A 25,439-nucleotide genomic window follows, 5' to 3' on the forward strand; every position below is an offset into this window, starting at 1 on the left:
CAAGCCTCAACAGACCAACCAGAGAAGCCGGGTAAGGCCATGAACAAACACGACCATCACGATCAAAGCGATCATCATCACCACACTGCCGATAGCACTGCGGGCACAGTGAAAGACCCGGTCTGCGGCATGACGGTGGAACTCGGCAAGGGCAAGCCCAGCCTGAAACACGACGGTGAGATCTATCATTTCTGCTCGCAGAAATGTCACGATAAATTTGCGGCTGATCCTGAGTCATACCTCTCCGGTGCGGCGCAGGCCAAAACCGAAAATCTGCCCGAAGGCACTCAGTACACCTGCCCGATGCACCCCGAAATCGTACGTGACGAGCCAGGTGACTGCCCGATTTGCGGCATGGCGCTGGAGCCGATGGGCATTCCCGCCGCCGATGAGGGACCAAACCCGGAACTGGTCGATTTCACGCGCCGCTTCTGGGTCGGTACGGTTTTGACGATCCCGCTGCTGGTGCTGACGATGAGCCCCTATATTGGCCTCGGTAATGCGCGCGAGCTTTTCGGAGAACGCACCACCCTGTGGATCGAGCTTGTTCTGGGCACGCCAGTTATTCTTTGGGCCGGCTGGCCGTTTTTTGTGCGCGGCGTCAAATCGGTGATCAGCCGCAATCTCAACATGTTCACACTGATCGCCATGGGCGTCGGCTCGGCCTATATTTTCAGCGTGATCGCTGTACTGATACCTGAGATTTTTCCCGACGGGTTCCGCGATGCGCAAGGCAATGTCGGAGTTTATTTCGAAGCCGGGGCGGTCATCGTGGTTTTGGTCCTGCTCGGCCAGATGATGGAGTTGCGCGCCCGTGAACGCACCGGCTCTGCGATCCGGGCATTGCTTGATCTTGCAGCAAAAACAGCTCGCGTCATTCGCGAAAACGGACAGGAAGAGGAAATCCCCCTTGAGCACGTCAAGGTTGGCGACCGGCTGCGCGTGCGTCCCGGCGACAAGGTTCCGGTTGACGGCGTCGTAGTGGAAGGCCGCTCGTCGATAGACGAATCGATGATTTCCGGGGAACCGATTCCGGTAGAAAAATTCGTGGGTGAAAAAATCACCGGTGCGACAATCAACGGGACCGGCAGCCTGATCATGGAGGCAAAACGCGTCGGTGCCGACACCATGCTCAGCCGAATCGTCGAGATGGTCGCGAACGCGCAGCGCAGCCGTGCCCCGATTCAAAAGCTGGCGGATTCCGTGGCGGGCAGCTTTGTGCCGGCCGTCATCATCATTGCAATTCTGTCCTTCATATCCTGGTCCATCTGGGGCCCGGCACCTGCGCTTTCCTATGGCCTGGTATCAGCGGTCGCCGTGCTGATCATCGCCTGTCCCTGCGCCCTGGGGCTGGCAACGCCGATGTCGATCATGACGGCCACCGGTCGCGGCGCACAGGCAGGCGTATTGATCAAGAACGCCGAGGCGCTGGAGCGCTTTGCCAAAGTCGATACACTGATTGTCGACAAGACCGGAACCCTGACCCTGGGCAAACCGAAGCTTGTTGCGGTGCTGCCCGTCGCCGGCCATGACGAGGCCGAAATTCTCCGCCTCGCCGCAAGCTTGGAACTGGGCTCCGAACATCCGCTGGCCGAAGCCATTGTTGCAGGCGCTGAAGAGCGTGGCGTCACGCTGGCCAAAGCGATCGATTTCGACGCAGTCACCGGCAAGGGTGTCACGGGAACAGTCGATGGCAAACAGATCGCGCTTGGTAACGCAAAACTGATTGCTGATCTCGGCCTTGATGGCGGTGAATTGTCAGAGACCGCAAATGCCCGGCGCGACGAAGGCGAAACCGTAATGTTTGTCGTCGTCAATGATCAGATCGCCGGTCTGGTTGCGGTCGCCGATCCGGTCAAGGAAACCACGCCCGACGCATTGAAAGCGCTGCATAAACAGGGCTTCCGCATCGTCATGGCCACCGGCGACAATGAACGCACTGCCAGGGCGGTTGCAGCAAAGTTGGGGATCGATGAAATCCGCGCCGATGTGCTGCCGGAAGACAAGGCCCGCATCATCATGGAGTTGCAGGAAGCCGGCCACAAGGTTGCGATGGCGGGGGATGGCGTCAATGACGCGCCCGCACTGGCCCAGGCCGATGTCGGCATCGCCATGGGCACCGGCGCTGACGTGGCGATCGAAAGCGCCGGTTTCACGCTGGTTAAGGGCGATTTGAATGGCATCGTCCGTGCCCGCCGCCTGTCCCGCGCAACCATGCGCAACATCAAGCAGAACCTGTTCTTTGCACTGATCTATAATGCGGCCGGTGTACCGGTGGCGGCCGGCATTCTGTTCCCGTTCTTCGGCATTCTTATCTCACCGATCTTTGCGGCGGCGGCTATGAGCCTGTCCTCCCTGTCGGTGGTCGGCAACGCGCTGCGGCTGCGTTCGGTGCGGATCTAGGCGGGATATGCCATTTCATTGCAATCACCACACTGCCGCGGCGGCCGATTCAGAGCCGCCGCGGCTGTATCAACGATTGAACAGTTGACCCAAGACAGGAAGTTTCCCATGCCTCAAATCAGCGACCCCGGATTTTTCAACTCCTTGCGATTCAAATACGGCCTCGGTCTAGCGGTCTTTCTTGGCGCCGCCGGTTACCTGCTGTGGGACGAGCATGAAGCCCATATCCTCGGCTATTTGCCGCTGATCCTTATTCTGGGTGCCTGTCTCGGCATGCATTTTTTCATGCATGGCAGCCATGGCGGGCACGGCAGTCACGGCAGTCAGAGTAAAGATAAACCGCAGGATGATCCGAAGCCCGATGGAAAAGACTGACCATGGAAACGCCTTCCTATGGTCTGTGGTTTCTGGTCTTCATCAATTCGGCAGTCTTCATTCTGTTCGCGTTCAGCTTTTTCAAACCGCGTACAAAGCGCGACTGGCGCTCCTTCGGCGCTTTCAGTGCGTTTCTTGTCGCTCTATTCACCGAAATGTACGGCTTCCCACTGACGATCTATTTCCTGTCCGGCTGGCTGCAAACCAACTATCCCGATATTGACTGGCTCGCGCATGATGCCGGTCATCTGCCGGAAATGCTGTTCGGCTGGAAAGCAAATCCGCATTTCGGACCGTTTCACCTGCTCAGCTTTGTCTTCATCGGCGGCGGCTTTGTCCTGCTTTCGGCCGCATGGCGTGTTCTCTATCAGGCGCAGCAGAGGGGAACGCTGGCACAGACCGGGCCCTATGCCCGCATCCGCCATCCTCAATATGTCGGCTTTATTTTGATCCTGATCGGATTCCTGTTGCAGTGGCCAACGATCCTGACGCTTGCCATGTTCCCGGTTTTGCTCGTCATGTATTGGCGTCTGGCGTTGCGGGAAGAACGCGAGGTCGAAGCGGAACTCGGCGACATCTATCGGCGTTACGCCGCCAGCGTGCCGCGTTTCGTGCCACGCCTGCAGGATTTGTTTGGCAACCGCACCCCGCAGCAGCCGCGGCCTTGAAGCAAATGCGTTGCAATTCTGTGCTGGAGTAAGTTTTCCCGAATGCACCAAGTTGTCAGGCAACGAAAGCACCGGCTGCGCAATATGTGCGCAGCCATTGGTGCCCTCATCCAACCAATACAGAAAAACGCGACAGTCGGATAAGCGATCAACATCCCTGAGATCGCCTTGCTGGACCTGCCGGATCATTCGCGCTGCGGCTATGCTGCTATTTTGTAAGGGCGAGGATCGCGTCAATCATCCCTGCCGGCCAGATTTTGCCATCGAATTCCTTCCGGGTTTCTGCCTGCACCGAGGCTCGGAAAGCGGCGAGTTCGTCGTCGGACAGCCGCACGATGTTCATGCCTTTGGCTTCAAGCTCACTGACCAGCGATTCCTCAAGCTCGATTGTGTAGTTACTGGTCCAATCAGCGACTTCCTGAGCAACAGCCTTGATCGTCGCCTGGTCTTCGTCCGAAATCTTTGACCATGCCCGTGTATTGAGGAGCCAAGGCAGAGCCTGCAACTGATGCCCGGTAAGGATCAGATTCTTCTGCACTTCATAGAAGCGTGCAGAAGCGATCGTTCCGACCGGGTTTTCCTGTCCATCCACGATGCCCTGCCGCAACGCCCCGAACAACTCCGGAAACGGAACCGGCGTCGGATTGGCACCAAGTCCCCGGATTGTGGCCAGAGAAATCGGGTTTGGAACAGCCCTCAATTTGATACCTTTGAAATCAGCGGGCGAACGGAGCTCCTTATCCGTGGTTGTGACTTGGCGAGCGCCCTGAAACCAGACACCCAGAACTTCCAGACCGGCAGTGTCAGCGAGACGCTGATTCCACGAAATCCCAAGGTCCTCTGCGTCCAAGACCCTCTTTAGCTCGCTCCAATCATCGTAGAAATACCCGCCCAATGTCGCGGTGAACTCCGGCACCACATCTGCCAGAACGCCGAAGGGCACTATGGCCATTTCGATTGCGCCCGACGACACTTGGTTGAAAAGCTGTTGGTTGTTTCCAAGTTCGCCGTTGCCGAATATCTTTATCTCGACGCGACCGTCTGTTGCTTCAAGTACTTTCTCGGCCAACCGCGTTGCTCCTTCAAACGCGGGATCGCCGGGGTTGTTCGTCAGACCAAGCCGGACGGTCTCTGCCGAGACTGCCGTCGGCACTGCCATGATGGCGGTAAAAACCACCCCAATGCAGCAAGTGGTTCGGATTTTCTCAAAATATGTCATTTTTATTCCTCCATGTAATGCGCCTCGTGTTTCCTTCGGTCAACGAATGCGGCGCATCATTCGTCAAAACCCCAATGCGCGCGGAATCGCGAGGACGACCGGCGGATAGAAAGCCATAATCAGAAGGGCCCCGATAAGCGGAATGAGAAATGGCAGTACAGCCAGAGATATCCTCCCCAGGCCAAAGCCGGTGATGTTGCGCATGACAAACAGGGCCAATCCAATCGGCGGTGTAAATTGGCCAATCATGATGTTGAAGACGATCACGACACCGAAGTGAATTGGATCAATTCCGAATTGGCTCTGCGCTATAGGCAGGAGCATCGGTGCCAGAACCAGCATCAGGATGGCGTTTTCGATGATCGCACCGAGGACAAGCATCATTGCAATCACCGCCAGCAGGAACCCGGCTCTCGTTTCGAATGTGGCGGACATATATGTTGCAATTGACTGCGGCACCTCGGCGACCGTCAAAACCCACGCAAACAGCAGCGCCGAAGCAACGATAAACAGAAGCTGTGATGTCGAGACTACCGTGTCACGAAGGACGGCGAAGAATGCTTCTAGCGAAAGCTCGCGATAGACCAGTCCGGCAATGACAAGGGCGTAGAACACCGCGACAGTGGCCGCCTCTGTCGGGCTGAATATCCCCAGTGTCATTCCACCGACAATGATAACCGGCGTCAGAAGCGGCGGCAGGGCCCTGATGGTCGCGGTCAGGAGTATGCGCCACCCCTGCCAGGCTTCGCCATAGTAGCCGCGCCTGATGCCGACAATCATCACATAAAGCATCAGACAGGCGGCGATCAGGAAAGCAGGCAAAATACCGCCGAGAAACAGGCCGGTGATCGATACATTGGCCGCCACGCCGAAAAGCACCATAGGTAAGCTTGGGGGAAGGATCGGGCCGGTTGCCGACGAGGCCAGTGTAATGCCAACAACGAAGTCCGGATCATAGCCTTTCTTTCGCATCGCCTTGTATTCGATCTCGCCCAGCCCGGCGACATCCGCCAGAAGCGAGCCTGACATGCCGGCAAACACAAAACTGGACACGATATTGACGTGGCCAAGTCCGCCGGGTATGCGCCCCACCAGTTTGGCGGCAAAATCGAAAATGCGATCCGCGATGCCTGACGCTGTCATCAATTTTCCAGCAAGCATGAACATTGGAATGGCGAGCCAGGTAAAACTGTTCATGGCGGACCCGATCTGACTCACCGCAAGCGAAATCGGGACCCCTTCATAGAGAAGAAACACCACAGAGAAAAAGACAGCCGAATAAGCGACAGGAAGGCCAAATGTGATGGCGACCAGTTTGAGGGCAATCAGGAAGAGAATGAAACTTTCAGCGGACATCGGGATACACCGGGCGACCGCGCAAACGGTTGATGAGATTGCGGATTGTGTAAACCAGCATCAAAGACGCGGCGATTGGCACGGCCAGAAGAATGTATCGCCACGGCAGACGCATCGCCGGCGTCTTCTGGAATGTCATTTCCAGCGTGTTCTGCCACCCGGCGACAAGCAGGCACACGAGGGAAAAAATGATGATCAGATCAAAAAAGGCATAGAGCCATCGAACCACACGCTGTGGGAAAATATCCTGAGCAAGTTCCACGCGGATATGGCCATACCGTCGTTCGACCCCCGCAGCGCCAATGAAGGTCAGCCAGATAATGAGGATTGAGCTCAGCTCTTCTGTCCAGATGAATTGCTGGCCAGTCAAATAGCGCGTGCCCACCTGCAGCGTGGCCAGAATGATGAAGGCGAGCAGGATTATCATTCCGAGGGAAATCTCGGGATCGCGGATAATGGCTCGCCCTGCACGTGTCAGCATGGTGATCTATCCTCTTGTTGGCCGCTCGATCCTGCGTCAAATGCCATGGCGGTGGCGACGCGCGATACGTTCTGTGTGCCAAAACCCAGGACCATCGCCCGGCAGAACGCGTCATGGGCGGCTGCGGTCACGCCATGCGGTGTTCCGACCGATTTCGCCATGGCGTCGAAAAGGCCAAGGTCCTTCGTCGCCACCGCCAGAGAAAAGTGCAAGCTGTGATCGTCGTTGATCAGGCGCGGTGCCAGTTCGTCAAGTTTACGGCTGGCGGCGCGGCTTTGGCTCAGCACATCCCAGACAATCTGCAGATCAATGTGTTCGGTAGTGGCCATGGTAAAGGCTTCGCAAAGTACGGCATGAGTGCCCAGAACCACCGCATTGTTGATCAGTTTCAACAGATGTGCCGATCCGATCGGACCGGCTGGAATGACCCGCGCAGAGATGGCATCGAACAGCGGGTGCAGTGCCGCCACAAGATCGGCAGGGCCACCAACAATCAGGGTCAGCGTCCCTTCCGCCGCTTCCCGGGGGCCCATGAGCATAGGCGCGTCGATAACCACAATACCGCGCGTCGCTGCCTGTTCGCACAACGACCGTGTCAGGTTCGGATCGCTGGTGGAACAATCGACAATGACAGTCCCCGCCCTCGCCGAAGCCAACAGACCGTCAGCCGCCAGATAGACTGCGCGTATTGCCTCGGGATCGGGAAGGCACGTTATAATGATGCCGGCGATGGCGACGTCCGGCAGGCTGGACCCGCGCACCAGTCCCAAGGCTTCCAGATCTGGACCGGCTTCGGGCGCGGTATCATAGGCCACGACGGCAAAACCCCCGCGCAACAGGCTTTTGGCAAGGCCGCGCCCCATCGACCCCAAACCAACCAGTCCAATGCGTTCTGGAACTCCGTCTGGCAGCATTTCAGTGCGAGATGCGATGACTTCAGACATGATTCAGCCTGTAGTCATCCATCAATTTCATAAGCATTTGCATATATTTTTTGCGGTGTGTGCGGTGCAGCTCGCAGGCCGCATCGACATCGCCCTTGTAAATCAGGTTGACCAGATCGCCATGATCCTTGGTGGACCCGGTAGGCAGCGGCCGCAGCCGCAACGTAATGAGCCGCACCCGGTGCGCCTGGTTCCACATCGTGTCTGCAAAGGCCATCAGACGTCCGTTACCGCAGCATTCCAGCAAAAGGCGATGAAACTCGCGATCTGCATCCGCCCACGCATCCAGATCGCCTGCGTCCAGCGCGCTGCCCATGGATTTCACGGCACCCTCCAACAGGATACAGGCCGCATGGCGCGCACTCTCCTCCTGACTGGTCATCTGTTCCACCGCGGCCACCTCGAGCGCGCCCAGAACGTGAAAGATCTCCCGCGCATCTTCGACCGAGACCGAGCTGACCCGGAAACCGCGGCGTGGAAAGATCGTGATCATGCCTTCAGATTCCAGCCGGATCAGCGCCTCGCGCACCGGTGTGCGGCTCATCTTCAACTTGTCGGAAATTTCCTGCTCAATGGCGAGGAAGCCTGGAGGAAGCTCGGCGGACAGGATCATTTCCTTGAGCGTGTCGTAAGCGTTTTCGTGCAGCGTCCGACCGTCCTTTCGCGCCGCAATGCTGCCCTTGGTCGACAATTTTTCGAGGCCATTCATCCTGTTTGCTCCGTCATATTTGCTGTTGCGGCCCGCAGCGAAACCCACCGACCCAGACGATTTGAGGTGTAGATCGCTTCCTCAATCTCAATATTTCGCAAGTACTGCCGGGCGGTCTGTTCCAAAGGAGTGTCATCAAGGATGTGGTCGACCACGCTGTCCTGAAACGCGCCGACACAGCCGCCACCGAACTGCGCATCCGGCGGAATATGGAAGGGAACCTGCCTTTCGTCCTGAAGGTGCGGGCGATGCCAGAGCTGTGCCGAACCATCCAGCCGCAGCGTTCCGCCCGACCCTTCGATCAACATTTCGCCCATGGTCAGGCGGAGGTCGTCTGCGGTGTGATCGTTGCAGCGATTGCCATCAAACAGTCCAGTTGCACCATTTTCGAACTCGAAAATCACATATCCGGCATCTTCACCGGCAATATTCGGATTGATCTTTCGAAGGCGGGCAAAAACCCCCGTCACTTCGCCAAACAAAAACCGGAACGTATCGATCGAATGGATTCCCGTTTCATGGATCAGGAAACGCGGCATGTCGCGAAAAAAGGGTTGCCGCGCGACATAGGCATCGGCCCCCTGGCCATCGCCCGGGCGCAATCGAAACGCAATGGAATGCAAATGGCCCAGGGTCCCGGCATTGATCATTTCGGCCATTTTCCGGAACCATGGACGCCACCGCGCATTTTCGTGCACCACCAGCAACGATCCTGCCTGTTCGACCATCGACACAATACGCTCGGCCTCAGGCAGATCATTGCTCAGTGGTTTCTGGCAGATGGCCGCAACCCCCCGGCGGGCAGCAGCAGCCACCAATACCGCATGACTGGATGGTGGCGTAATGATGTCGATGAGATCGGGCGAGCAACGCTCAAGCAGGTCTTCCAGGTTTGCGCCGACCTGGGGTATGTCAAAGGCCTGAGCTTGCGATTCCGCCTTGCCGAGATCCACATCGCAAAGCCCCACCACTGTGGTTCGGTGCGAACGCTGCCAGGCTGCCAGATGGAACTGGCTGAAATAACCTGCCCCCAAAACGACAATGCGCAACGGATCGCGGGCCATATCAACCACCCTTCCCGCCGTGCTGCCGCAAGAAAGATACCGCCCTTTCGGAAATCTCCTCTGTCGTGGCCTGACCGCCAAGATCGGACGGGCATGGCGCGTTCTGCACAAACATCTTGTCAAACACATCTATGATCAGCGCGCCGGCCCGCTTCAACGCGGCGTCGCCACGCCGGGCGCCAAGCCAGTCGAGCATCATCGAACCCGACAGGATCATCGCGGTGGGATTGGCGGTGCCCCTGCCGGCAATGTCAGGGGCAGAACCGTGGCTGGGCTGGAACACGCCCATGGATTGTCCGATATCGGCCGAGGGCGCCATGCCCATCCCTCCGACCAGAGCCGCCGCCAGATCCGACAGAATGTCACCAAACATGTTTTCAGTCACCAGCACGTCAAAGTCCCACGGCTTTGCGACAAGGTTCAGCGCAACCGCATCGACATAGGCACAATTTGCACCGATGTCGGGATAATCCTGGGCGATTTCGGAAAACACCCGTCGGAAGAAAGCGAACGATTTGAATACATTGGCTTTATCCACGCAAGTGACACACCCCGGCAGCCCGCGGGCCTTTCGTTCGCGCGCTATCTCGAACGCAGCACGGAACACCCGTTCGGACGCGGCGCGGGTAATCAGCATGGTGTCGCGCGCATGACTGTCGCCCTCGATAGTGCCTTTGCCACGCGAATCAAAAAGCCCTTCGGTAGACTCCCGCACGATCACAATATCCAGCTTCCGCGCCCGTTCATCACGAAGAGTCGACAGCACGCCGGGCAAGAGCCGGATTGGGCGGACCCCGGCGAATAGCTCGAAGTGAACCCGCAGATCGATCTGTGGTGCCACCTCGGTTCCGTCGGCATAGCGCACATCCGGCAGCCCCATGGCACCAAACAGGATGGCGTCCGATTGCCCGATGGCCGCCAGATCGGCCGGATCAAGCGCGACTCCCGTCCTCAGAAAATGGCCCGCCCCGGCATCGAAATGCCGATAGCACAGCGCCTCTGCCCCGACGATCTGGCAGGCGGCATCAAGCACTGGAAGTGTAGCTGCCATGACTTCGGGGCCGATCCCGTCCCCGGCCATAACTGCAATATCGATCTTCGCCAATTTGTGTCCTCCCAACAAATGCCATAGCATTCATTATTACATACTTCAATGCATGTAATTTTTTATACATTAATTTATAAATTGAATTTTCCATGCTAAGATTGTATGCCGGAAGGAAGACGCCAAGCAGGGGAGCTGCGAATTGCAAAAACGCAACATTGTCCTGAGCGACACAACAAAGGTCACTGTATCAGGGGCCACCGATGGCCCTTTGCTGATCCTTGTACGAATGGCCGACCGGAATATCGGTCTTTGGGATGGAATATGGGCGGGCCTATCGGCTCACTTCACGCTCGCTGCGGTGCAGCCGGCGCTACCCCCGCCTCAGACCTTCGATGATCCCGCTGCTGTTTTCCGTGCTATGGCACAAAGTTGCGCGCTTGTGGCAACGGAACTTGGCCACAAGCACTTTCACATCATCGGCTGGAATGGTGGCAGTCACATCGCACTGAGGACCGCCGTGGATTTTTCCGACCGTGTGCTGTCCTGCATCCTCGTGGGTGCATTTTTCAGACTGCCGGATTCCCGGCGCACTGAGGCCGGGATCGCCTTTATGAAGACCATGCTTCAGGCATCCAGCCCGTTGATATATTCGCGATACTGGTTTTTGTCAGGGCTAAGCCCCAAATTCTCCCAGGAACAATTCGACAAGGTCGAGACCTGGGCACAGTTACGAGCGTCCGGCGACAGCTTTGTCTCGACAAACCGGGACGCGGCTTTCCGGTGGATCGAAGCATTGCGCAATCATTGGCTTTCCGGCGATGAATCGCAGAGCATTGTAGCACCAACCCTCATCCTGGCACCGGAACTTGATCTCTGGCACGCTGGGCCTAACGTCGACATGGCGCGAGCCGTCGAACGCCTGATCCCTGCTTCAAAGATGGAGATCATTGCTGACCGCGGCTCGCTTTACCCTCTTGAGGATCCTGACGATTTTGTCTTTCGGATCTTGCGTTTTTTGCAGGGAGTGCCAAGTGCCGACGCATGAAATCCCAAGATTGGAATTGGACGATGCCAGGTTCGTTGGCCAAGGACTAGCGAGGCCCGAATGTGTACTTGCTTTTTCCGGGAACCGTCTGCTGGTGTCCGACTGGAGAGGCGGCGTCACCCTCATCAGGGGCAATGGGTCTCAGAAAACCATTATTGCGCGTGGGGAGGTTCCGCCAGGTGGCCTGCGGCCGAACGGAATCGCCGTAAACCGTCGAGGCGAGATCCTGCTGGCTCATCTCGATGATCAGGTTGGCGGTGTGTGGCTGATGAACCCGGATGGCCTGGCACGGCCCTGGCTCCTTGAGGTTGACAGCGTGCCCCTTCCTCCAACGAATTTCGTGTATTGCGATGATCGCGACAGGACCTGGATCACAGTCAGCACGCGCCATATCCCGCGTACTGTCGCAAGATCGAAACACATCGCCGATGGATACATCGTGGTCGTGGTCGATGGGCACGCCAAAATAGTTGCAGACGGCATTGGGTTTACGAATGAAGCCAAAGTCGATCCCTCCGGGCAGTGGCTGTATGTAAATGAGACTTTTGGCCGCCGACTTATACGCTTTCCGATAGACAGCAGAGCAGAGCTTGGTCGTGCAGAAATTGTGGCCGAGTTTGGGCCGGGTGTCTTTCCCGATGGTCTCGAGTTCGATGCCGACGGCAATATATGGATAACCAGTGTCTTTTCGAACCGGCTACTCAGAGTGGATCGCCGTGGGCACGTTGAAACACTGCTCGACGACAGTGTTCATGAGTTTGTGGACGTGATCGAGCAGCAATTTTCCAGCGACAGCCTGAAAGACCGACCGCCCGAGAAGATTCCCTCCAGAGTCTTGCGCAATATTTCAAGTGCCGCATTCGGTGGCAGCAAACGACAGCGTATTTTTCTGGGCTGCCTCCAGGGTGACAGCATTTCGTACTGGGACGTTGATACGGTCGGGGCGCAGCCACCATATTGGGACTGGCTGAATATCATCTAGGCTTGGGATCGGCACTGAACAGGACGAACCCAACCACTACAGCCGCGCCCGCCGGCTTGCAGTCGACAGCATCAACGAACGCCTTGGCTTTTACGAATAGACTGGTTTTGAACCGGCATGCATTTTGTCAGTGATTCAGAATCTTGGACAGAAAGTCTTTGGCCCGGTCGCTTTTTGGGTCGGAGAAGAACGCTTCCGTCTCGCGGTCTTCGACAATCGCACCTTCATCCATGAACACCACCCGGTCGGCGACTTTTTTGGCAAAGCCCATTTCGTGAGTCACCACCATCATGGTCATGCCTTCCTGGGCCAGACCAACCATCACGTCGAGCACCTCGTTGATCATCTCCGGATCAAGTGCCGATGTCGGCTCGTCAAACAGCATGGCAATCGGGTCCATTGCCAGAGAGCGGGCAATCGCCACCCTTTGCTGCTGGCCGCCGGATAACTGGCTGGGATATTTCGTCGCCTGATCCGACAGCCCGACCCGCTCCAGCAATTGATCCGCACGGCTCACCGCTTCTTCCCGCGACCGCTTCAGGACCTTTTCCTGGGCCAGACACAGATTTTCCAGCACCGACATATGCGGATACAGCTCAAAATGCTGAAACACCATGCCGATGCGTGAGCGCAATCGCGTCAGATTGGTGGCCTTTGCCGTCACTTCCTGACCATCAACACAGATGCGGCCTTTCTGCACGGCTTCCAGCCCGTTAACGCATTTGATGAGGGTCGATTTGCCCGAGCCGGAAGGTCCGCACACGACAACAACTTCGCCTTTGCTGACAGCGGAAGTGCAGTCGGTGAGGACACGGAAATCGCCGTACCATTTGCTGATATTTTCAATTTCGATCATGTGGCCATCCGGCTTTTGAGTCGTCTTACAAACATGGAACCTGCAAAGCAGATTGCGAAATAGACAATCGCGGCAAACAGATACATTTCCACCAGTCGGCCCTCGGTGCGCGCAACAATGGACGATGCCGTCATGAAGTCACGCAGGCTGACAACGAACACCAGCGAGGTATCCTGAAACAGGATAATCCCCTGGGTGACCAGAATGGGAATCATGTTGCGGAAGGCCTGCGGCAGAACAACATAGCGCTGGATCTGCCAGTAATTCAGACCGGTCGACTGGCCGGCAAACACCTGGCCCCGGCGCACACTCTGGATACCGGCGCGCATGATTTCCGAGTAATACGCCGCTTCAAACAGCACAAAGGCGATCAGCGCTGAGTAAAACCCGCCGATCGGACGCCCCAGCAACAGCGGAACCAGAAAATAGAACCAGAAGATCACCAGGATCAGCGGAACCGAGCGGATCAGATTGACATAAGTTGCTGCAACCAGAGACAGCGGCAGAATGCCCGACATTCTGGCCAAAGCCAGCAAAGTGCCAAGTACAATTCCGCCCACAATCGCCAGAAAGGTCAGCCACAGGCTGAGTTGCAGCCCCTGCCACAAAAACGGCAGAGAATTGATGACAACGCCAAAATCAAAATCGCCCATTCTACGTATCCCCGCCGACATAGCCGGGAATCGACGTATAGCGTTCCAGCACCTGCATAATGAGCGTAACCACCAGCGCAATGCACACATAAATCACCGTGGCAGCGGTAAAGGCTTCAAAGCCCTGAAAGGTGTATTCAGCGATCTGTTGGCTCTGCGCCGTCAGCTCAAGCAGTCCAATGGTCAGCGCCAGTGATGAATTTTTGAACACGGTCAGAAATTCAGAGGTCAGCGGCGGAACGATGAGGCGGAACGATATCGGTAGCAGAACATGGCGGTATGTCTGCGCGATGCTCAGCCCGTGGGCGGTTGCCGCCGCGTTCAGGCCATCGGGAACAGTTTCGATACCGGCACGCACCTGCTCGGCAATTCGCGAGGCGGTGTAAAGCCCAAGCGCCACCACGGCTGTGGTGAATTCCGGGTTTGGCATATCGCGCTTCATCCAGCGCCCCATATCATCCGGCACAAGTTCGGGAACGGCGAAATACCAGATAAACATTTGAACCAGTAAAGGGATGTTGCGGAACAGCTCCACATAGCCACCGGAAATTGCGCGGATGAACCGGTTTGGGACAGTCCGACCGATGCCGACAAGCACCCCGATCAACATGGCAATGATCCAAGCGCACAGAGAAACGCTGATGGTCCACCAGAACCCGCTGATCAGCCAGCCGAGATATTCCTCTTCGAACAGAACGCCCCAGTTCCAATTGTAGTTCATCAGCCCCGCCCTGAATCTGCACTATGAAGGTTTGCGCTATGGAAAAGGCCGCCAGTCAAATCCCGACCGGCGACCTGTTTGATGATCAATTATTCTACCGATTATTCTGGACAATTACTCTGGCAAACCGCCCAGCGTGAACGCAGCTTTCAGCAGATCATCCGCAGGCACGCCCAGATCGTCAAACCATTTGCCATAGATTTCCATGATTTCACCGGAACGGAACACTTCGGCGAGTGCTTTTTTTCCGACCAATTCAAAGGCACTGTCATTCCGGGGCACCATGATTGCATAAGGATCGAATGACAGGAAATCGCCGACTACGACAAAATCATCCGGATTTTTTGACTTGGAAATCAGGCCAAACAGCAAGATATGATCAGAGGAATAGGCATCGACCCTGTCGGTTTCCAGAGACAGCATACCCTCGGCGAGATCGCGAACAGGCAGCACTTTTACATCCATACCGGCTTTTTCAACAGCAGCTTTGATCGCCCGCTCATTGGTCGTTCCCTGAGCCAGCGCAACGGTCTTGCCGTCGAGATCCGCCACCGATTGAATTCCGCTGTCCTTGCGCACAAGCAATTTTGTGCCGGTCACGAACGTGGTCGGCAGATATTCGACCTGCTCCTGCCGGGTCAGATTGTTTGTTGTTGATCCGCATTCCAGATCAATCGTGCCATTGGCCATCAGGGCGATACGGGTTTTCGGGTTGATCGGCACATATTTGACCGAGATATCCTGACCCAGTTCTTTCGAAACGGCGTCAACGATTTTCATGCAAAGATCAATCGAATAGCCGACCGGCTTCTGGGCATCGTCCAGATAGGAAAACGGAATTGAGGATTCCCGGTGGCCTATGACAATCTCGCCACTCTGCTTGATTTTCTCAAGCGTGCCGCCCTCCTGTGCGAAGGCCGCGGACGTTCCGGTAGCCGCCAGCCCCAGCGCCACACAGGCGGTGATAATGGTATTTTTCAGCATTGACATATTTTTGCTCCTTCAGTGTTTTCAGTTGTTATAGTCGGGAAGATCAAATGTGTCGGGATATCCAAACAAAGCTGCGCTACCCCCCGTATGCAGGAAAACGACGTTTTCCATTCCTTCAAAACGGCCTTTGCCGAGCAGATCGATCAGACCATCCAGCCCCTTGCCTGAATAGACCGGATCGAACAGAAGTCCTTCGGTTTCGGCAAGCAATCTGACCGCCTTGCGCATGCCTTCCGTCGGCAGGCCGTAACCCGGACCGACGTAATCGCAATTGGCCCGCACCTCCTCACGGGCAATCGTGACACCGCTATCCAGATAGTTTGCGGTCCTGACCGCCAGGTCAAAAACCATCTGTTCCTGCTTGTCCTGCGGCGCGCGCACACCGATGCCCAGCAGATGGATATCGCTTTTGATCGCGGCCAGCCCGGCAACCAGTCCGGCCTGTGTTCCCGAGCTTCCGGTTGCATGTACCAAAGCATCGATCTTGAGTCCGGTTTCAGCTGCCTGCTCGACCAGTTCACGGGCACAATTAACGTAACCCAGCGCTCCGATTGGGTTTGAGCCGCCTCCTGGAATGACGTAGCACTTGCAGCCATCTGAATTCAGCCTGTCGGCCAGAATATCCATTTCCGCTGCCATGTCGGAGCCGCCCGATCGTTTTGACACCGTTGCACCATGCAGACGGTCTAGCAACACATTTCCGTTGAGCGTGTAGGACGGATCATTCGATCCCGTGCGGTCTTCCAGCAAGATATGGCAACTCATGCCAAGCTTGGCCGCCGCTGCCGCTGTCTGGCGCGCATGGTTGGATTGGGTCGCCCCCTGGGTGATGATCGTATCCGCACCTTTTTGCTGCGCGTCAGCCATCAGATATTCAAGCTTGCGGGTCTTGTTGCCGCCCGAGGACAAACCGGTGCAGTCATCGCGTTTCACCCAAAGCCGCGGCCCGCCAAGAAGTTCTGACAGGCGATCCATCGGTTCCAGCGGTGTTGGCAGATGGCCAAACCGCACACGCGGAAATACCGACAGCGTGATGGAAAGTTCCTTGCACAGCCTTGTATCGATTTCGCCCGATAGTGTAGCTGCCGAGCGCTGATCCGCTGCGGTTTGAATGTCGGTCTGCGTCTGTGAACCCATTTGAAACTCCTGCTCGAGCACGTTTCAATCATCATTCAACAGCTTTACGCCGGTGAATAATGCCAATATGTCTGTCTACCCAAATAAATTGTATGGCTGGAACCCGGTATGGATCTGCGATGGCTGGAAGATGTCCTGGTGCTGCTGGAGGAGCGCAACCTGACCAGAGCCGCTGAACGGCGCAATGTAACGCAGCCGGCTTTTTCGCGCCGCATCAGATCATTCGAAGCCTGGATGGGCACGCCGTTGCTGGAGCGCAAGGCCAACAGTGTCGAGATCAGCCCGTCACTTCTGGCAAATGAAGACGAAATCAAATCGCTGATTGCCCGCCTGCAGGAGTTGCGCAACAAGATCACAACCTTCAAGCCTGAACGTACCAGCATCACTCTTGCCACCCAGCACGCTCTGATTTTTTCAGCCTTTCCCGATATCGCAGCCCTGACACGGCAACTCATGCCATCGCTCAGTTTCCGGCTGCGCGCGGGGAACCGCAGCGAATGTATCTCGATATTCCTGCGCGGAGATGCATCAATTCTGCTGTGTTATGAGGGCGAGGCATCAAAGCCGATGCCGTTTGACAGTTCCATCCATCGCGACCAGTGGGGCACCGACCGGCTGGTGCCCCTGATTGGCGGGAAGCTCAGATATACCCGTACAGGCGAGGGCAGTATTCCTGAACTGACACCCGCCATTGTGTATCCCGAGCAAAGCCATTTCGGCGGGCTTCTGGCCGCAGGAGAGCGGCATTTTTCGACCCGCAGCAGAGCCGCCAATCCGGTATGTGAGACGGCATTTTCGGCCGGAATCAAGGAAATGGTCATCAAAGGGTTAGGTGTCGCCTGGCTGCCGGTCAGCATGGTCTACAAGGAAATCGAAAGTGGGCAGATCGTTGATCTGAGCGCTGTCTATGGCAGCGTTGCGCTGAAAATTGCGTTTTATACCGCCGCCGGAAACGCCGTCACGAAGGCCGTGCGGGCCGCCTGGAAGCAGGACCTTCCGGCCAGGTAGGCGGGGCCCAGTCCGATCGAAAAATAGTCCTGACGTCCAGCCTTACCTGCGATAGTCCGGATTTTCGTGGTCAAACCGGCATCCTGCCTTCCAGGCGTTGCGGTCATTTCCATGGTTCGGCAGTCCGGAAGCATCTTTCAGCATGCGCGCCAGATGCATCAGATTCCAGGTCATGATGGTGGTGTTGCGCTGGGTGAATTCATTATCAAAACCAACAGCGCCACTGTCCAGATCATCGCCATAGGAAGGACCAGGCCCGGCCTCACCGATCCAGCCGCAATCGGCCTGGGGCGGAATCGTAAACCCAAGATGTTGCAGCGCATACAAAATGGTCATGGCACAATGCTTGATGCCATCTTCATTACCGGTAATCACAGTACCGCCGGTCTTGCCGTAATAGATGCTCTGGCCCTTGTCGTTGAGCAGTCCAGACATGCCGTAAAGCCGCTCTATCAGAAGGCGGCAGACAGAACTTTCCTCACCCAGCCAGATCGGCGTGCCAATCACCAGAATATCGGCGGCCTTGATGGAATTCCACAGTTTAGGGAAATCATCGCGGTCCCAGCCATGCTCTGTCATATCCGGCTGCACACCAAGGGCCACCTGATGATCCAGCATGTGAATATGCTCTACCGCAATGCCATTGGCAGCCATGATATCACCGCTGACACCCATCAGCAATTTGGTGTGGGACTCGTCTGATTTCTGTTTCAGCGATGTGTTGATCAGTACCGCTTTCAGATCGGAAAAGTCAGTGGTATTTTCATCGCACAAGGTTTGCTGCTTTTGGTTTAAAGCCATATTTGAGCTCCGGATTGAGGTTGGGCTGAGGCGGGAAATCCCCAGCAAGGCTCAATTGAAAACCACGCTACCGGCTGAACTGGCAAAAATAAAAGCGCGACATAACGCCGCACCGCTCATCGCTGCAGCAGCGCAGACTGGTCAACACTGATCGTTTCAACGCTGCGTTGAAGTGTCTCATTCAGTGCCAGAACCACCTCGCATTGACGCTCATCAGGTGGCCTCTGGCTATCTTCCAGATCGATCAGGACCTGTTCCAGCCGGTGCGCCAGATCCGACACCTGAACAAAGCCGATGGTTCCGCTGCTGCCCTTCAATCTATGCGCCACAAACAGAGCATCCGAAAGGCCTGCAGCGCTGTCATCGGAACGTTCCGTCATTCTGACCAGCGCCGTATTGAGCGCGACCGCATCTGCTTTGAGCGTTGCACAATGTTTTTCGATCAGAACACGTAACTTGTCTTGCATGTGTGGCCTTTCACCGTGATGGCAGCCGATCTCTGCAGCACGAGTTGAGGATTGCAGCGTGCCATCTTGTCCTTCTGTTTGCAATGGACCCGATTGGCGCACTTGCGTCGCAGAATTCTGCGGTCCCATTAACCCTACAATTACACATCGGACAATAAAATGTGCCGGATGACAGCAACAGACAATTGACTTGATCAGCACATGGTAAATTTGAATTACAACCCGGTTTCAGGGCCGGTTCCCAGGCCAGCACCCAGTGCAGAAACCAGCTTGGCATCAGGCCCGGCAGAAGGCGCGATACCGGGCCCGGAAGTCTCCAAACGCGTCATTCTGGTGGAGGACAGTTCAGTCACCCAGGATCTGGTGCAACTGATCCTGACCCAACGCAACCATGTCGTCGACATATTTTCAGACGGTGCATCTGCATTGCAGGCATGGCAGTCCAATGATTATGATTTGGCACTGATTGATTTTCATCTTCCGGACATGACCGGTCCCGAGCTCGTTGTGGCATATCTGGAAAGCGCCCCTTCTGCTGCCCGCCCCTATCTGGTCGCAATTACCGGCGACGTGAAAGGCCTGCAGAGAGATCCTGCCAAATCCCGGCTGTTCGACCGGATCATGCCGAAACCGCTGGATATTGATCTTGTTTGCGATCTTGTGGAAGCAACCGGGCAGCCGGGCGATCCCTATCCTGTTCAAACTGCCGCCGCCGCAACAAGCCCCCAAATCGATGCCGGGCAGGCCCCCGAACCGATTGCCGGACCGGAGCAGACACGCAGACGGGCGCTTCCGCCCTCCATTGAAGCTCTTGAACTTACAGTCCTGCACTGGCCCCCGGCAGCGGGACAGCTCGGCAATCACCCCTCGGTCTATGACTTTGATGCAGTCTATGTCCACGATACTGACCGCTTGTCCCAGTTGTGGAGAGTTCCGGGAGCACATCTGCTTCCGGTTATTGACCTGACAGGCCAGCTTGGAGCATCGGCGGATCTCGACGCATCAAATCTGCGGATAAGCGATGTCGAACAACTCCATGATCTGATCCACGGGTTTTATGACAGGCGCACGCAATTGCAGACCGATCTCGTCCGCTCAAATGATCTTGCTGACCAGGTCTTGGGCCGCATCTATGTCTGCGGCAAAGGGCTTGAGCCGCGATACGATGGAGCAGACAGACGGCTGGTCGCCTTCAATACGACGCTCGACCCGGAGGTGGTTATCGCGCAGGAACAGGCGCTGGCGTCCAGGCAATTTCTCGAGACGGCCTTCTTCGACCGGTTTCACCTGTGTGGCAATTGCAGTTCAGCCCGTTTCAACGTGCGTGAGGAATGCCCGACCTGCCGATCATCAGATCTGCAGGAAGAATCCTACATTCACCATTTCCGCTGCGCCTATCAGGGACCAGAGTCCGATTTTCGTCAGGACGATGATCTGATATGCCCGAAATGCCGCAGGGAATTAAGTCATTTCGGCAATGATTACGATCGCCCCGGACAGATGGTGGTCTGCAACTCCTGCCGAACCGCAACCTCCGAACCTGCAGTTGGCTTTGTCTGTACAGACTGCGGCCAGAAAACCGATGGCGACGCCATAAAGACCCGCGATGTCGCCGCTGCCGTGATTTCTGACGAGGGTCTGCGCTATCTGAAGGCAGGGGCATCGCATCTCAGCTTGAGTTCGCGCTCGTTGCGCTTTGCCGATCTGTCGCTGGAACTGGTCATCGCCCTGAACAAGTCCGCACGGTCCTACAACACCGATGGCACACCATTCGTGCTGTGCTACATCGCCTATGAGGGGGAGCAACAGGCCAACAGCGAATTTGGCTCACGGCAAGTGGCTCAGGCCCGAAAAGTCTTTCTGGAAGCCATGCTGCAGGCCCTTCCGCCCACAGCGATCCGCAGCCGCAGCTCGGTCAATGATTACATTTTGCTGCCCGATACAGACGCCACACAGGCCCACGACCTGCTGGAGAAGGCGCATCACAGTGCGCGTGCGTCAATCCGTTTCGATCTGGCTGCGCGCCTCAGCTTGCTGGGCGCCGAGGATCTGGCAGCATGAGCCTGCTTGTTGAAGGGTTTGACTATCTGACAGCCCAAACCTTTCCCTCCCTGCTCTCGCTATTCTGGTTTGTGTTTATCTTCGAAATTCCGCGCTATTTTCTTAGCTTCGTGCTGATCCTGCTGGTCCGACGGCCGGCCCCGGTGAACCCGCAGCACCGCCCTGAAGATCACCGCCTCAGCGTGGTCATTGCCGGCCACAGTGAGGCCGATGCTGTCGAACGCGCGGTCGCAGGCATGCATGAGCAAAGTCTGCCGCCGGACGAGATCATACTTGTCAGTGACGGCTCGACCGACGAGATGCCGGCAAAGCTGGCGGATCTCCTCAGGCGCGGTCTCATCAATCAGGCTCACAGCACGGAATTACGGGCCGGAAAATCTGCCGGAACAAATATGGCGTCGCGCTGGGCGACGGGGGACATCATTGTCAATCTGGATTGCGACTGCTCATTTGATCGCCATGCGCTGCGCAACCTGTTGCGGCCATTTCAAGACCCCCAAGTGGTTGCGGTCTGCGGCAATATCCAGGTGCGCAATCGAACGGCCACGCTCATTGCATCCTTTCAGGCGATTGAATATCTGATCGCCATATCCTTGGGTAAGCAGGCGTCCGCCAAACTGGATCAAGTTACCTGCGTTTCCGGGGCTTTCGGAGCATTCCGCAAAGTCGATTTCGATGCGGTGGGCGGTCTTGATGCAGGCGGCGGCGAAGATCTGGACCTGACCCTGCGCCTGCGCCGTGCGGGCGGGAAGATCGCCTTCGCCGAGGATGCAATCTGTTATACCGATGTGCCGGCCACGACGAAAGCGCTGATCAAGCAGCGCTTTCGCTGGGAGCGCGATGCCGTGCGGCTGAGATACCGCAAACATGCCGATTTGATGAACCCGTTTTCAAAGACATTCAGGCCCAGCGAACTGCTCCACGAACTCGACTTCCTGTTCTTCAATGTCGTGTCAGCCGCAGTGCTGCCATTCTATATTATCTGGCTGTTCATGCTGTATGGCGAATTTGGCTTCACAGTGATGGCCTCCGCTCAAATCGGCTTGTTTGTGCTTGATCTCTTAACTTTCCTGCTCGCGGCCTACGCGACACCAAAGACGCTTAGCTATAAATTGCTGCTCTATCTGCCGGGCTACAGTCTTTTCAACGGTGTTTATATGCGCTTTGTCCGGCTTGCCGCGTACATCCAGGAATGGGTTTTCAGAGCGTCTTACCAGGACACTTACGTGCCTGACAAAGTCCATCAGGTCAGAGGATAAAGCCAGTGCGCAAATTGAGGCAAAGACCACGATCAGATACGTTGCAGAACCAGCCGCGCCGCCAGAACCGGGCAATGGGCCGTGTGATATATCTGCTGCTTCTGGCAGGCCTCCTGCTCGGCATCAGCAATTATGTCTGGGGCGACCGGATTTTTCTGCGCGCAGACGGTCTGATCCTGCGTGAACGCACTCATGTTGCCGCCACATCGGTCGTTCGCATTGAAGAAGTCGCAGTTCGCCGGGGTCAGACAGTTTCACAGGGGGACCTGCTGCTGAAACTTGGCTCTTCGGAACTTCTCGACCGGATCGCTGACTATTCAACGCGCAATGCAGAACTGGCGGAACGTGAGGCGGCTCTCAGAACGCGCGAAAACCTGGTGACCAAACTGCTTCCCTTCGCGGAGCAGCGTAAGATGGAAACACAGCGCGCTATGAAAGAGTTGGAAGGGCCAGCGAAAGAGGGCGTGGTCACCTCGCAAAGATTTGAAGAGGCCACCGTTGCCGCATATGCGGCAAAAACCGAATTCGTCCGGCTGAGCGCAGAAAAATCCGGTCTCATTAATGAGATCAACGCCTTGAAAACAGCACGCGGACATTCCGGCGAAGCGCTGGATAATCTGGAACAGCATTATCGTGAAGGCATCATAACCGCAGCCAAAAGCGGTAGCATTGGCGAACAGGTTCCATCGGTTGGAGAAGTCTTCAAGGCGGGCGATCCAATCCTCTCGGTCATTTCCGGCGATCCCTATGTGCTGGCCTATCTGCCGCCATCCTATCTGTTTCAACTGGATGAGGGCATGGCTGTGACCGTGCAGAGCGGCCGCATAACCGCGCAGGGCTTCATCGCCGAGATATTGCCTGTATCCCAACTGGTGCCGCCGGAATTTCAGAACACGTTCAAACCCGATCAGACATTCCAGTTGGTGCGGGTCGAATTTGACGGTCCGTCGCCATTTCCCACCTCGGCAAATGTCCTTGTGACGCGGCCGGGATTAAAAGAGAAATTATGGGTCTGGATCGAGCGATTGACCGGCGCCAACAACGAGGCGGAAAACGCGGTCGCGCAGAGCAAACTGTGAAACGACTGCTGTAGTTTAGCCGGTCGTATCGCCATCTGCCGGAGGTCCTCCAGCTGATACGGCTTTGTGCCACATCCCGGTCACTCACCGTCCGTATGAATTTGCCCAGATTGCAAGCCAGAGCGTGAAGCTGGAGGCGCACTCGGCATGCGGGACTTGCCGCATGACAAGTCGCCGCCACTTGATGGCGCAGCTGCGTTCCTTGATGTGCTGCTCCGCCGCCCCACAGTAACTATAAAACACCAACGCCCGTTCGGTGGGACGCGACAGGTCGATGACGATGAAGTCGACGCCGGGTACAACTCGCCGGTGTGTCAGTCCACATTGGTCACCACACGGCGCCCATGTCTATTGGACGCGGCGTTGCCTGTCTTACCAGAAGACCTGATCCGAAGCATTAAATGAATCAAAGTAAAAATAAGAATATTTAAGCATTTAGATAATATCTATAAATTTTTATTAAATTTATCATAATAACTAATTATATAATTAACCTTAACAATAGGTTTATAATAATAGTGGTTTTTTTGATAGAAAATTACAGGTGTTTATATATGATGCATAAATCAGATTTATTTACATAAATATTGTATTTAAATCATCGAATATATTATACGTGTCGAAAATCATGTCCGTTGACAGCAATGGAAACTTTGATAGTGTCTTTATCCCTTGAAACTCTCAATCTGACCGTTCTGCATTGGCCCCCGGAAGCGGGACAGCTCAACAATCAACCCCCGGTCTATGACTTCGATGCAGTCTTTGTCCACGATATCGATCGCATGTCGCAATTGTGGGGCGTTCCGGGTGCACATCTGCTTCCGGTTATTGACCTGACAGGCCAGCTTGGGGCATCGGCGGATCTCGACGCATCAAATCTGCGGATCGGCGATGTCGAACAACTCCATGATCTGATCCACGGGTTTTATGACAGGCGCACGCAATTGCAGACCGATCTCGTCCGCTCAAACGATCTTGCTGACCAGGTCTTGAGTCGCATCTTTGTCTGCGGCAAAGGACTTGAGCCGCGATACGATGGAGCAGACAGACATCTGGTTGGCTTCAATACGACGCTCGACCCGGAAGTGGTCATAGCGCAGGAACAGGTACTCGCGTCCCGGCAATATCTCAAGACGGCCTTCTTCGACCGGTTTCACCTGTGCGGCAATTGCAGTTCAGCCCGTTTCAACGTGCATGAGGAATGCCCGACCTGCCGATCATCAGATCTGCAGGAAGAATCCTACATTCACCATTTCCGCTGCGCCTATCAGGGACCAGAGTCCGATTTTCGTCAGGACGATGATCTGATATGCCCGAAATGCCGCAGGGAATTAAGTCATTTCGGCAATGATTACGATCGCCCCGGACAGATGGTGGTCTGCAACTCCTGCCGAACCGCAACCTCCGAACCTGCAGTTGGCTTTGTCTGTACAGACTGCGGACAGAAAACCGACGGCGACGCCATAAAGACCCGCGATGTCGCCGCTGCCGTGATTTCTGACGAGGGTCTGCGCTATCTGAAGGCAGGGGCATCGCATCTCAGCTTGAGTTCGCGCTCGTTGCGCTTTGCCGATCTGTCGCTGGAACTGGTCATCGCCCTGAACAAGTCCGCACGGTCCTACAACACCGATGGCACACCATTCGTGCTGTGCTACATCGCCTATGAGGGGGAGCAACAGGCCAACAGCGAATTTGGCTCACGGCAAGTGGCTCAGGCCCGAAAAGTCTTTCTGGAAGCCATGCTGCAGGCCCTTCCGCCCACAGCGATCCGCAGCCGCAGCTCGGTCAATGATTACATTTTGCTGCCCGATACAGACGCCACACAGGCCCACGACCTGCTGGAGAAGGCGCATCACAGTGCGCGTGCGTCAATCCGTTTCGATCTGGCTGCGCGCCTCAGCTTGCTGGGCGCCGAGGATCTGGCAGCATGAGCCTGCTTGTTGAAGGGTTTGACTATCTGACAGCCCAAACCTTTCCCTCCCTGCTCTCGCTATTCTGGTTTGTGTTTATCTTCGAAATTCCGCGCTATTTTCTTGGCTTCGTGCTGATCCTGCTGGTCCGACGGCCGGTCCCGGTAAACGCGGTCGCGCAGAGCAAACTGTGAAACGATTGC

25 protein-coding genes are annotated in these 25,439 nt (G+C 56.1%); 11 read left to right on the forward strand and 14 right to left on the reverse strand.

Annotated features, from left to right (window positions below):
- Window positions 1–39: 39 nt before the first annotated feature.
- The 3 genes from RAL88_RS08570 (at window position 40) to RAL88_RS08580 (ending at window position 3,446) form a co-directional block, all read left to right on the forward strand.
- The gene (locus RAL88_RS08570; protein WP_306268737.1) at window positions 40–2,403 is read left to right on the forward strand and encodes a heavy metal translocating P-type ATPase; all 2,364 of its coding nucleotides are present in this window, start codon (window positions 40–42) and stop codon (window positions 2,401–2,403) included.
- Window positions 2,404–2,511: 108 nt separating this feature from the next.
- Complete coding sequence (locus RAL88_RS08575) at window positions 2,512–2,778, forward strand: DUF2933 domain-containing protein (protein WP_306268738.1); 267 nt, start codon at window positions 2,512–2,514, stop codon at window positions 2,776–2,778.
- Window positions 2,779–2,780: 2 nt separating this feature from the next.
- Complete coding sequence (locus RAL88_RS08580; RefSeq protein WP_371932152.1) at window positions 2,781–3,446, forward strand: isoprenylcysteine carboxylmethyltransferase family protein; 666 nt, start codon at window positions 2,781–2,783, stop codon at window positions 3,444–3,446.
- Between the two features lie 208 nt (window positions 3,447–3,654).
- Here the strand turns inward: RAL88_RS08580 and RAL88_RS08585 are convergent, their stop codons facing one another.
- From RAL88_RS08585 to RAL88_RS08615, 7 genes are all read right to left on the reverse strand, one after another.
- Window positions 3,655–4,665: a TRAP transporter substrate-binding protein gene (locus tag RAL88_RS08585; protein ID WP_306268740.1), complete on the reverse strand. Its 1,011-nt coding sequence runs from the start codon at window positions 4,663–4,665 to the stop codon at window positions 3,655–3,657.
- 63 nt (window positions 4,666–4,728) lie between these two features.
- Window positions 4,729–6,021, reverse strand: a complete 1,293-nt coding sequence (locus RAL88_RS08590; RefSeq protein WP_306268742.1) for a TRAP transporter large permease — start codon at window positions 6,019–6,021, stop codon at window positions 4,729–4,731.
- Window positions 6,011–6,502 carry a TRAP transporter small permease gene (locus RAL88_RS08595; protein ID WP_306268744.1) on the reverse strand — a complete coding sequence of 164 codons (492 nt, stop codon included), beginning with the start codon at window positions 6,500–6,502 and terminating at the stop codon, window positions 6,011–6,013. The genes RAL88_RS08590 and RAL88_RS08595 overlap by 11 nt, the downstream gene beginning before the upstream one ends.
- A complete protein-coding gene (locus RAL88_RS08600; RefSeq protein WP_306268746.1) occupies window positions 6,496–7,446 on the reverse strand; it encodes an NAD(P)-dependent oxidoreductase in 951 nt (316 codons plus the stop codon). The genes RAL88_RS08595 and RAL88_RS08600 overlap by 7 nt, the downstream gene beginning before the upstream one ends.
- Window positions 7,439–8,155, reverse strand: a complete 717-nt coding sequence (locus RAL88_RS08605; RefSeq protein WP_306268747.1) for a GntR family transcriptional regulator — start codon at window positions 8,153–8,155, stop codon at window positions 7,439–7,441. Before RAL88_RS08605 ends, RAL88_RS08600 begins: the two co-directional genes overlap by 8 nt.
- Window positions 8,152–9,219, reverse strand: coding sequence for a Gfo/Idh/MocA family protein (locus RAL88_RS08610; RefSeq protein ID WP_306268749.1), 1,068 nt, complete (start codon window positions 9,217–9,219; stop codon window positions 8,152–8,154). Before RAL88_RS08610 ends, RAL88_RS08605 begins: the two co-directional genes overlap by 4 nt.
- 1 nt (window position 9,220) lies before the next feature.
- On the reverse strand, window positions 9,221–10,324 hold the full coding sequence (locus RAL88_RS08615; protein WP_306268750.1) for an isocitrate/isopropylmalate dehydrogenase family protein: 1,104 nt from the start codon (window positions 10,322–10,324) through the stop codon (window positions 9,221–9,223).
- A gap of 142 nt (window positions 10,325–10,466) precedes the next feature.
- Here RAL88_RS08615 and RAL88_RS08620 point away from each other — a divergent pair, with 142 nt between their 5' ends.
- The gene (locus tag RAL88_RS08620; protein WP_306268752.1) at window positions 10,467–11,312 is read left to right on the forward strand and encodes an alpha/beta fold hydrolase; all 846 of its coding nucleotides are present in this window, start codon (window positions 10,467–10,469) and stop codon (window positions 11,310–11,312) included.
- Complete coding sequence (locus RAL88_RS08625) at window positions 11,299–12,294, forward strand: SMP-30/gluconolactonase/LRE family protein (RefSeq protein WP_306268754.1); 996 nt, start codon at window positions 11,299–11,301, stop codon at window positions 12,292–12,294. The genes RAL88_RS08620 and RAL88_RS08625 overlap by 14 nt, the downstream gene beginning before the upstream one ends.
- Window positions 12,295–12,421: 127 nt before the next feature.
- Here the strand turns inward: RAL88_RS08625 and RAL88_RS08630 are convergent, their stop codons facing one another.
- The 5 genes from RAL88_RS08630 to RAL88_RS08650 all read right to left on the reverse strand — a co-directional run bounded on the left by RAL88_RS08630 (window position 12,422) and on the right by RAL88_RS08650 (window position 16,651).
- The gene (locus tag RAL88_RS08630) at window positions 12,422–13,150 is read right to left on the reverse strand and encodes an amino acid ABC transporter ATP-binding protein (RefSeq protein WP_306268756.1); all 729 of its coding nucleotides are present in this window, start codon (window positions 13,148–13,150) and stop codon (window positions 12,422–12,424) included.
- Window positions 13,147–13,803 carry an amino acid ABC transporter permease gene (locus RAL88_RS08635; protein WP_306268758.1) on the reverse strand — a complete coding sequence of 219 codons (657 nt, stop codon included), beginning with the start codon at window positions 13,801–13,803 and terminating at the stop codon, window positions 13,147–13,149. Before RAL88_RS08635 ends, RAL88_RS08630 begins: the two co-directional genes overlap by 4 nt.
- Window position 13,804: 1 nt before the next feature.
- Window positions 13,805–14,524 (reverse strand): amino acid ABC transporter permease, encoded by a 720-nt coding sequence (locus RAL88_RS08640; RefSeq protein ID WP_306268759.1) that lies wholly within the window; start codon window positions 14,522–14,524, stop codon window positions 13,805–13,807.
- Between the two features lie 114 nt (window positions 14,525–14,638).
- Window positions 14,639–15,514: an amino acid ABC transporter substrate-binding protein gene (locus RAL88_RS08645; protein ID WP_306268760.1), complete on the reverse strand. Its 876-nt coding sequence runs from the start codon at window positions 15,512–15,514 to the stop codon at window positions 14,639–14,641.
- Window positions 15,515–15,535: 21 nt separating this feature from the next.
- Window positions 15,536–16,651 carry a D-cysteine desulfhydrase gene (locus tag RAL88_RS08650; protein WP_306268762.1) on the reverse strand — a complete coding sequence of 372 codons (1,116 nt, stop codon included), beginning with the start codon at window positions 16,649–16,651 and terminating at the stop codon, window positions 15,536–15,538.
- Window positions 16,652–16,759: 108 nt separating this feature from the next.
- Here RAL88_RS08650 and RAL88_RS08655 point away from each other — a divergent pair, with 108 nt between their 5' ends.
- A complete protein-coding gene (locus RAL88_RS08655; RefSeq protein WP_306268764.1) occupies window positions 16,760–17,659 on the forward strand; it encodes a LysR family transcriptional regulator in 900 nt (299 codons plus the stop codon).
- 42 nt (window positions 17,660–17,701) lie between these two features.
- Here the strand turns inward: RAL88_RS08655 and RAL88_RS08660 are convergent, their stop codons facing one another.
- Both RAL88_RS08660 and RAL88_RS08665 read right to left on the reverse strand, forming a co-directional pair.
- A complete protein-coding gene (locus RAL88_RS08660) occupies window positions 17,702–18,460 on the reverse strand; it encodes a flavodoxin family protein (protein ID WP_306268766.1) in 759 nt (252 codons plus the stop codon).
- Window positions 18,461–18,576: 116 nt separating this feature from the next.
- Window positions 18,577–18,927 carry an Hpt domain-containing protein gene (locus RAL88_RS08665; RefSeq protein ID WP_306268768.1) on the reverse strand — a complete coding sequence of 117 codons (351 nt, stop codon included), beginning with the start codon at window positions 18,925–18,927 and terminating at the stop codon, window positions 18,577–18,579.
- 201 nt (window positions 18,928–19,128) lie between these two features.
- Between RAL88_RS08665 and RAL88_RS08670 the strand changes: the two genes are divergently transcribed.
- The 5 genes from RAL88_RS08670 (at window position 19,129) to RAL88_RS08690 (ending at window position 25,430) form a co-directional block, all read left to right on the forward strand.
- The gene (locus tag RAL88_RS08670) at window positions 19,129–20,988 is read left to right on the forward strand and encodes a response regulator (RefSeq protein WP_306268769.1); all 1,860 of its coding nucleotides are present in this window, start codon (window positions 19,129–19,131) and stop codon (window positions 20,986–20,988) included.
- Window positions 20,985–22,247, forward strand: coding sequence for a glycosyltransferase family 2 protein (locus tag RAL88_RS08675; protein ID WP_306268771.1), 1,263 nt, complete (start codon window positions 20,985–20,987; stop codon window positions 22,245–22,247). The genes RAL88_RS08670 and RAL88_RS08675 overlap by 4 nt, the downstream gene beginning before the upstream one ends.
- Before the next feature lie 5 nt (window positions 22,248–22,252).
- Window positions 22,253–23,326, forward strand: a complete 1,074-nt coding sequence (locus RAL88_RS08680) for an HlyD family secretion protein (protein ID WP_306268773.1) — start codon at window positions 22,253–22,255, stop codon at window positions 23,324–23,326.
- Window positions 23,327–23,985: 659 nt separating this feature from the next.
- Window positions 23,986–25,257 carry a hypothetical protein gene (locus RAL88_RS08685; protein ID WP_306268775.1) on the forward strand — a complete coding sequence of 424 codons (1,272 nt, stop codon included), beginning with the start codon at window positions 23,986–23,988 and terminating at the stop codon, window positions 25,255–25,257.
- Window positions 25,254–25,430, forward strand: a complete 177-nt coding sequence (locus RAL88_RS08690) for a hypothetical protein (protein ID WP_306268777.1) — start codon at window positions 25,254–25,256, stop codon at window positions 25,428–25,430. Before RAL88_RS08685 ends, RAL88_RS08690 begins: the two co-directional genes overlap by 4 nt.
- The last annotated feature ends 9 nt before the right edge of the window (window positions 25,431–25,439 follow it).

The sequence above is a fragment of the Pararhizobium sp. IMCC3301 genome (assembly GCF_030758315.1).
Taxonomy (GTDB): domain Bacteria; phylum Pseudomonadota; class Alphaproteobacteria; order Rhizobiales.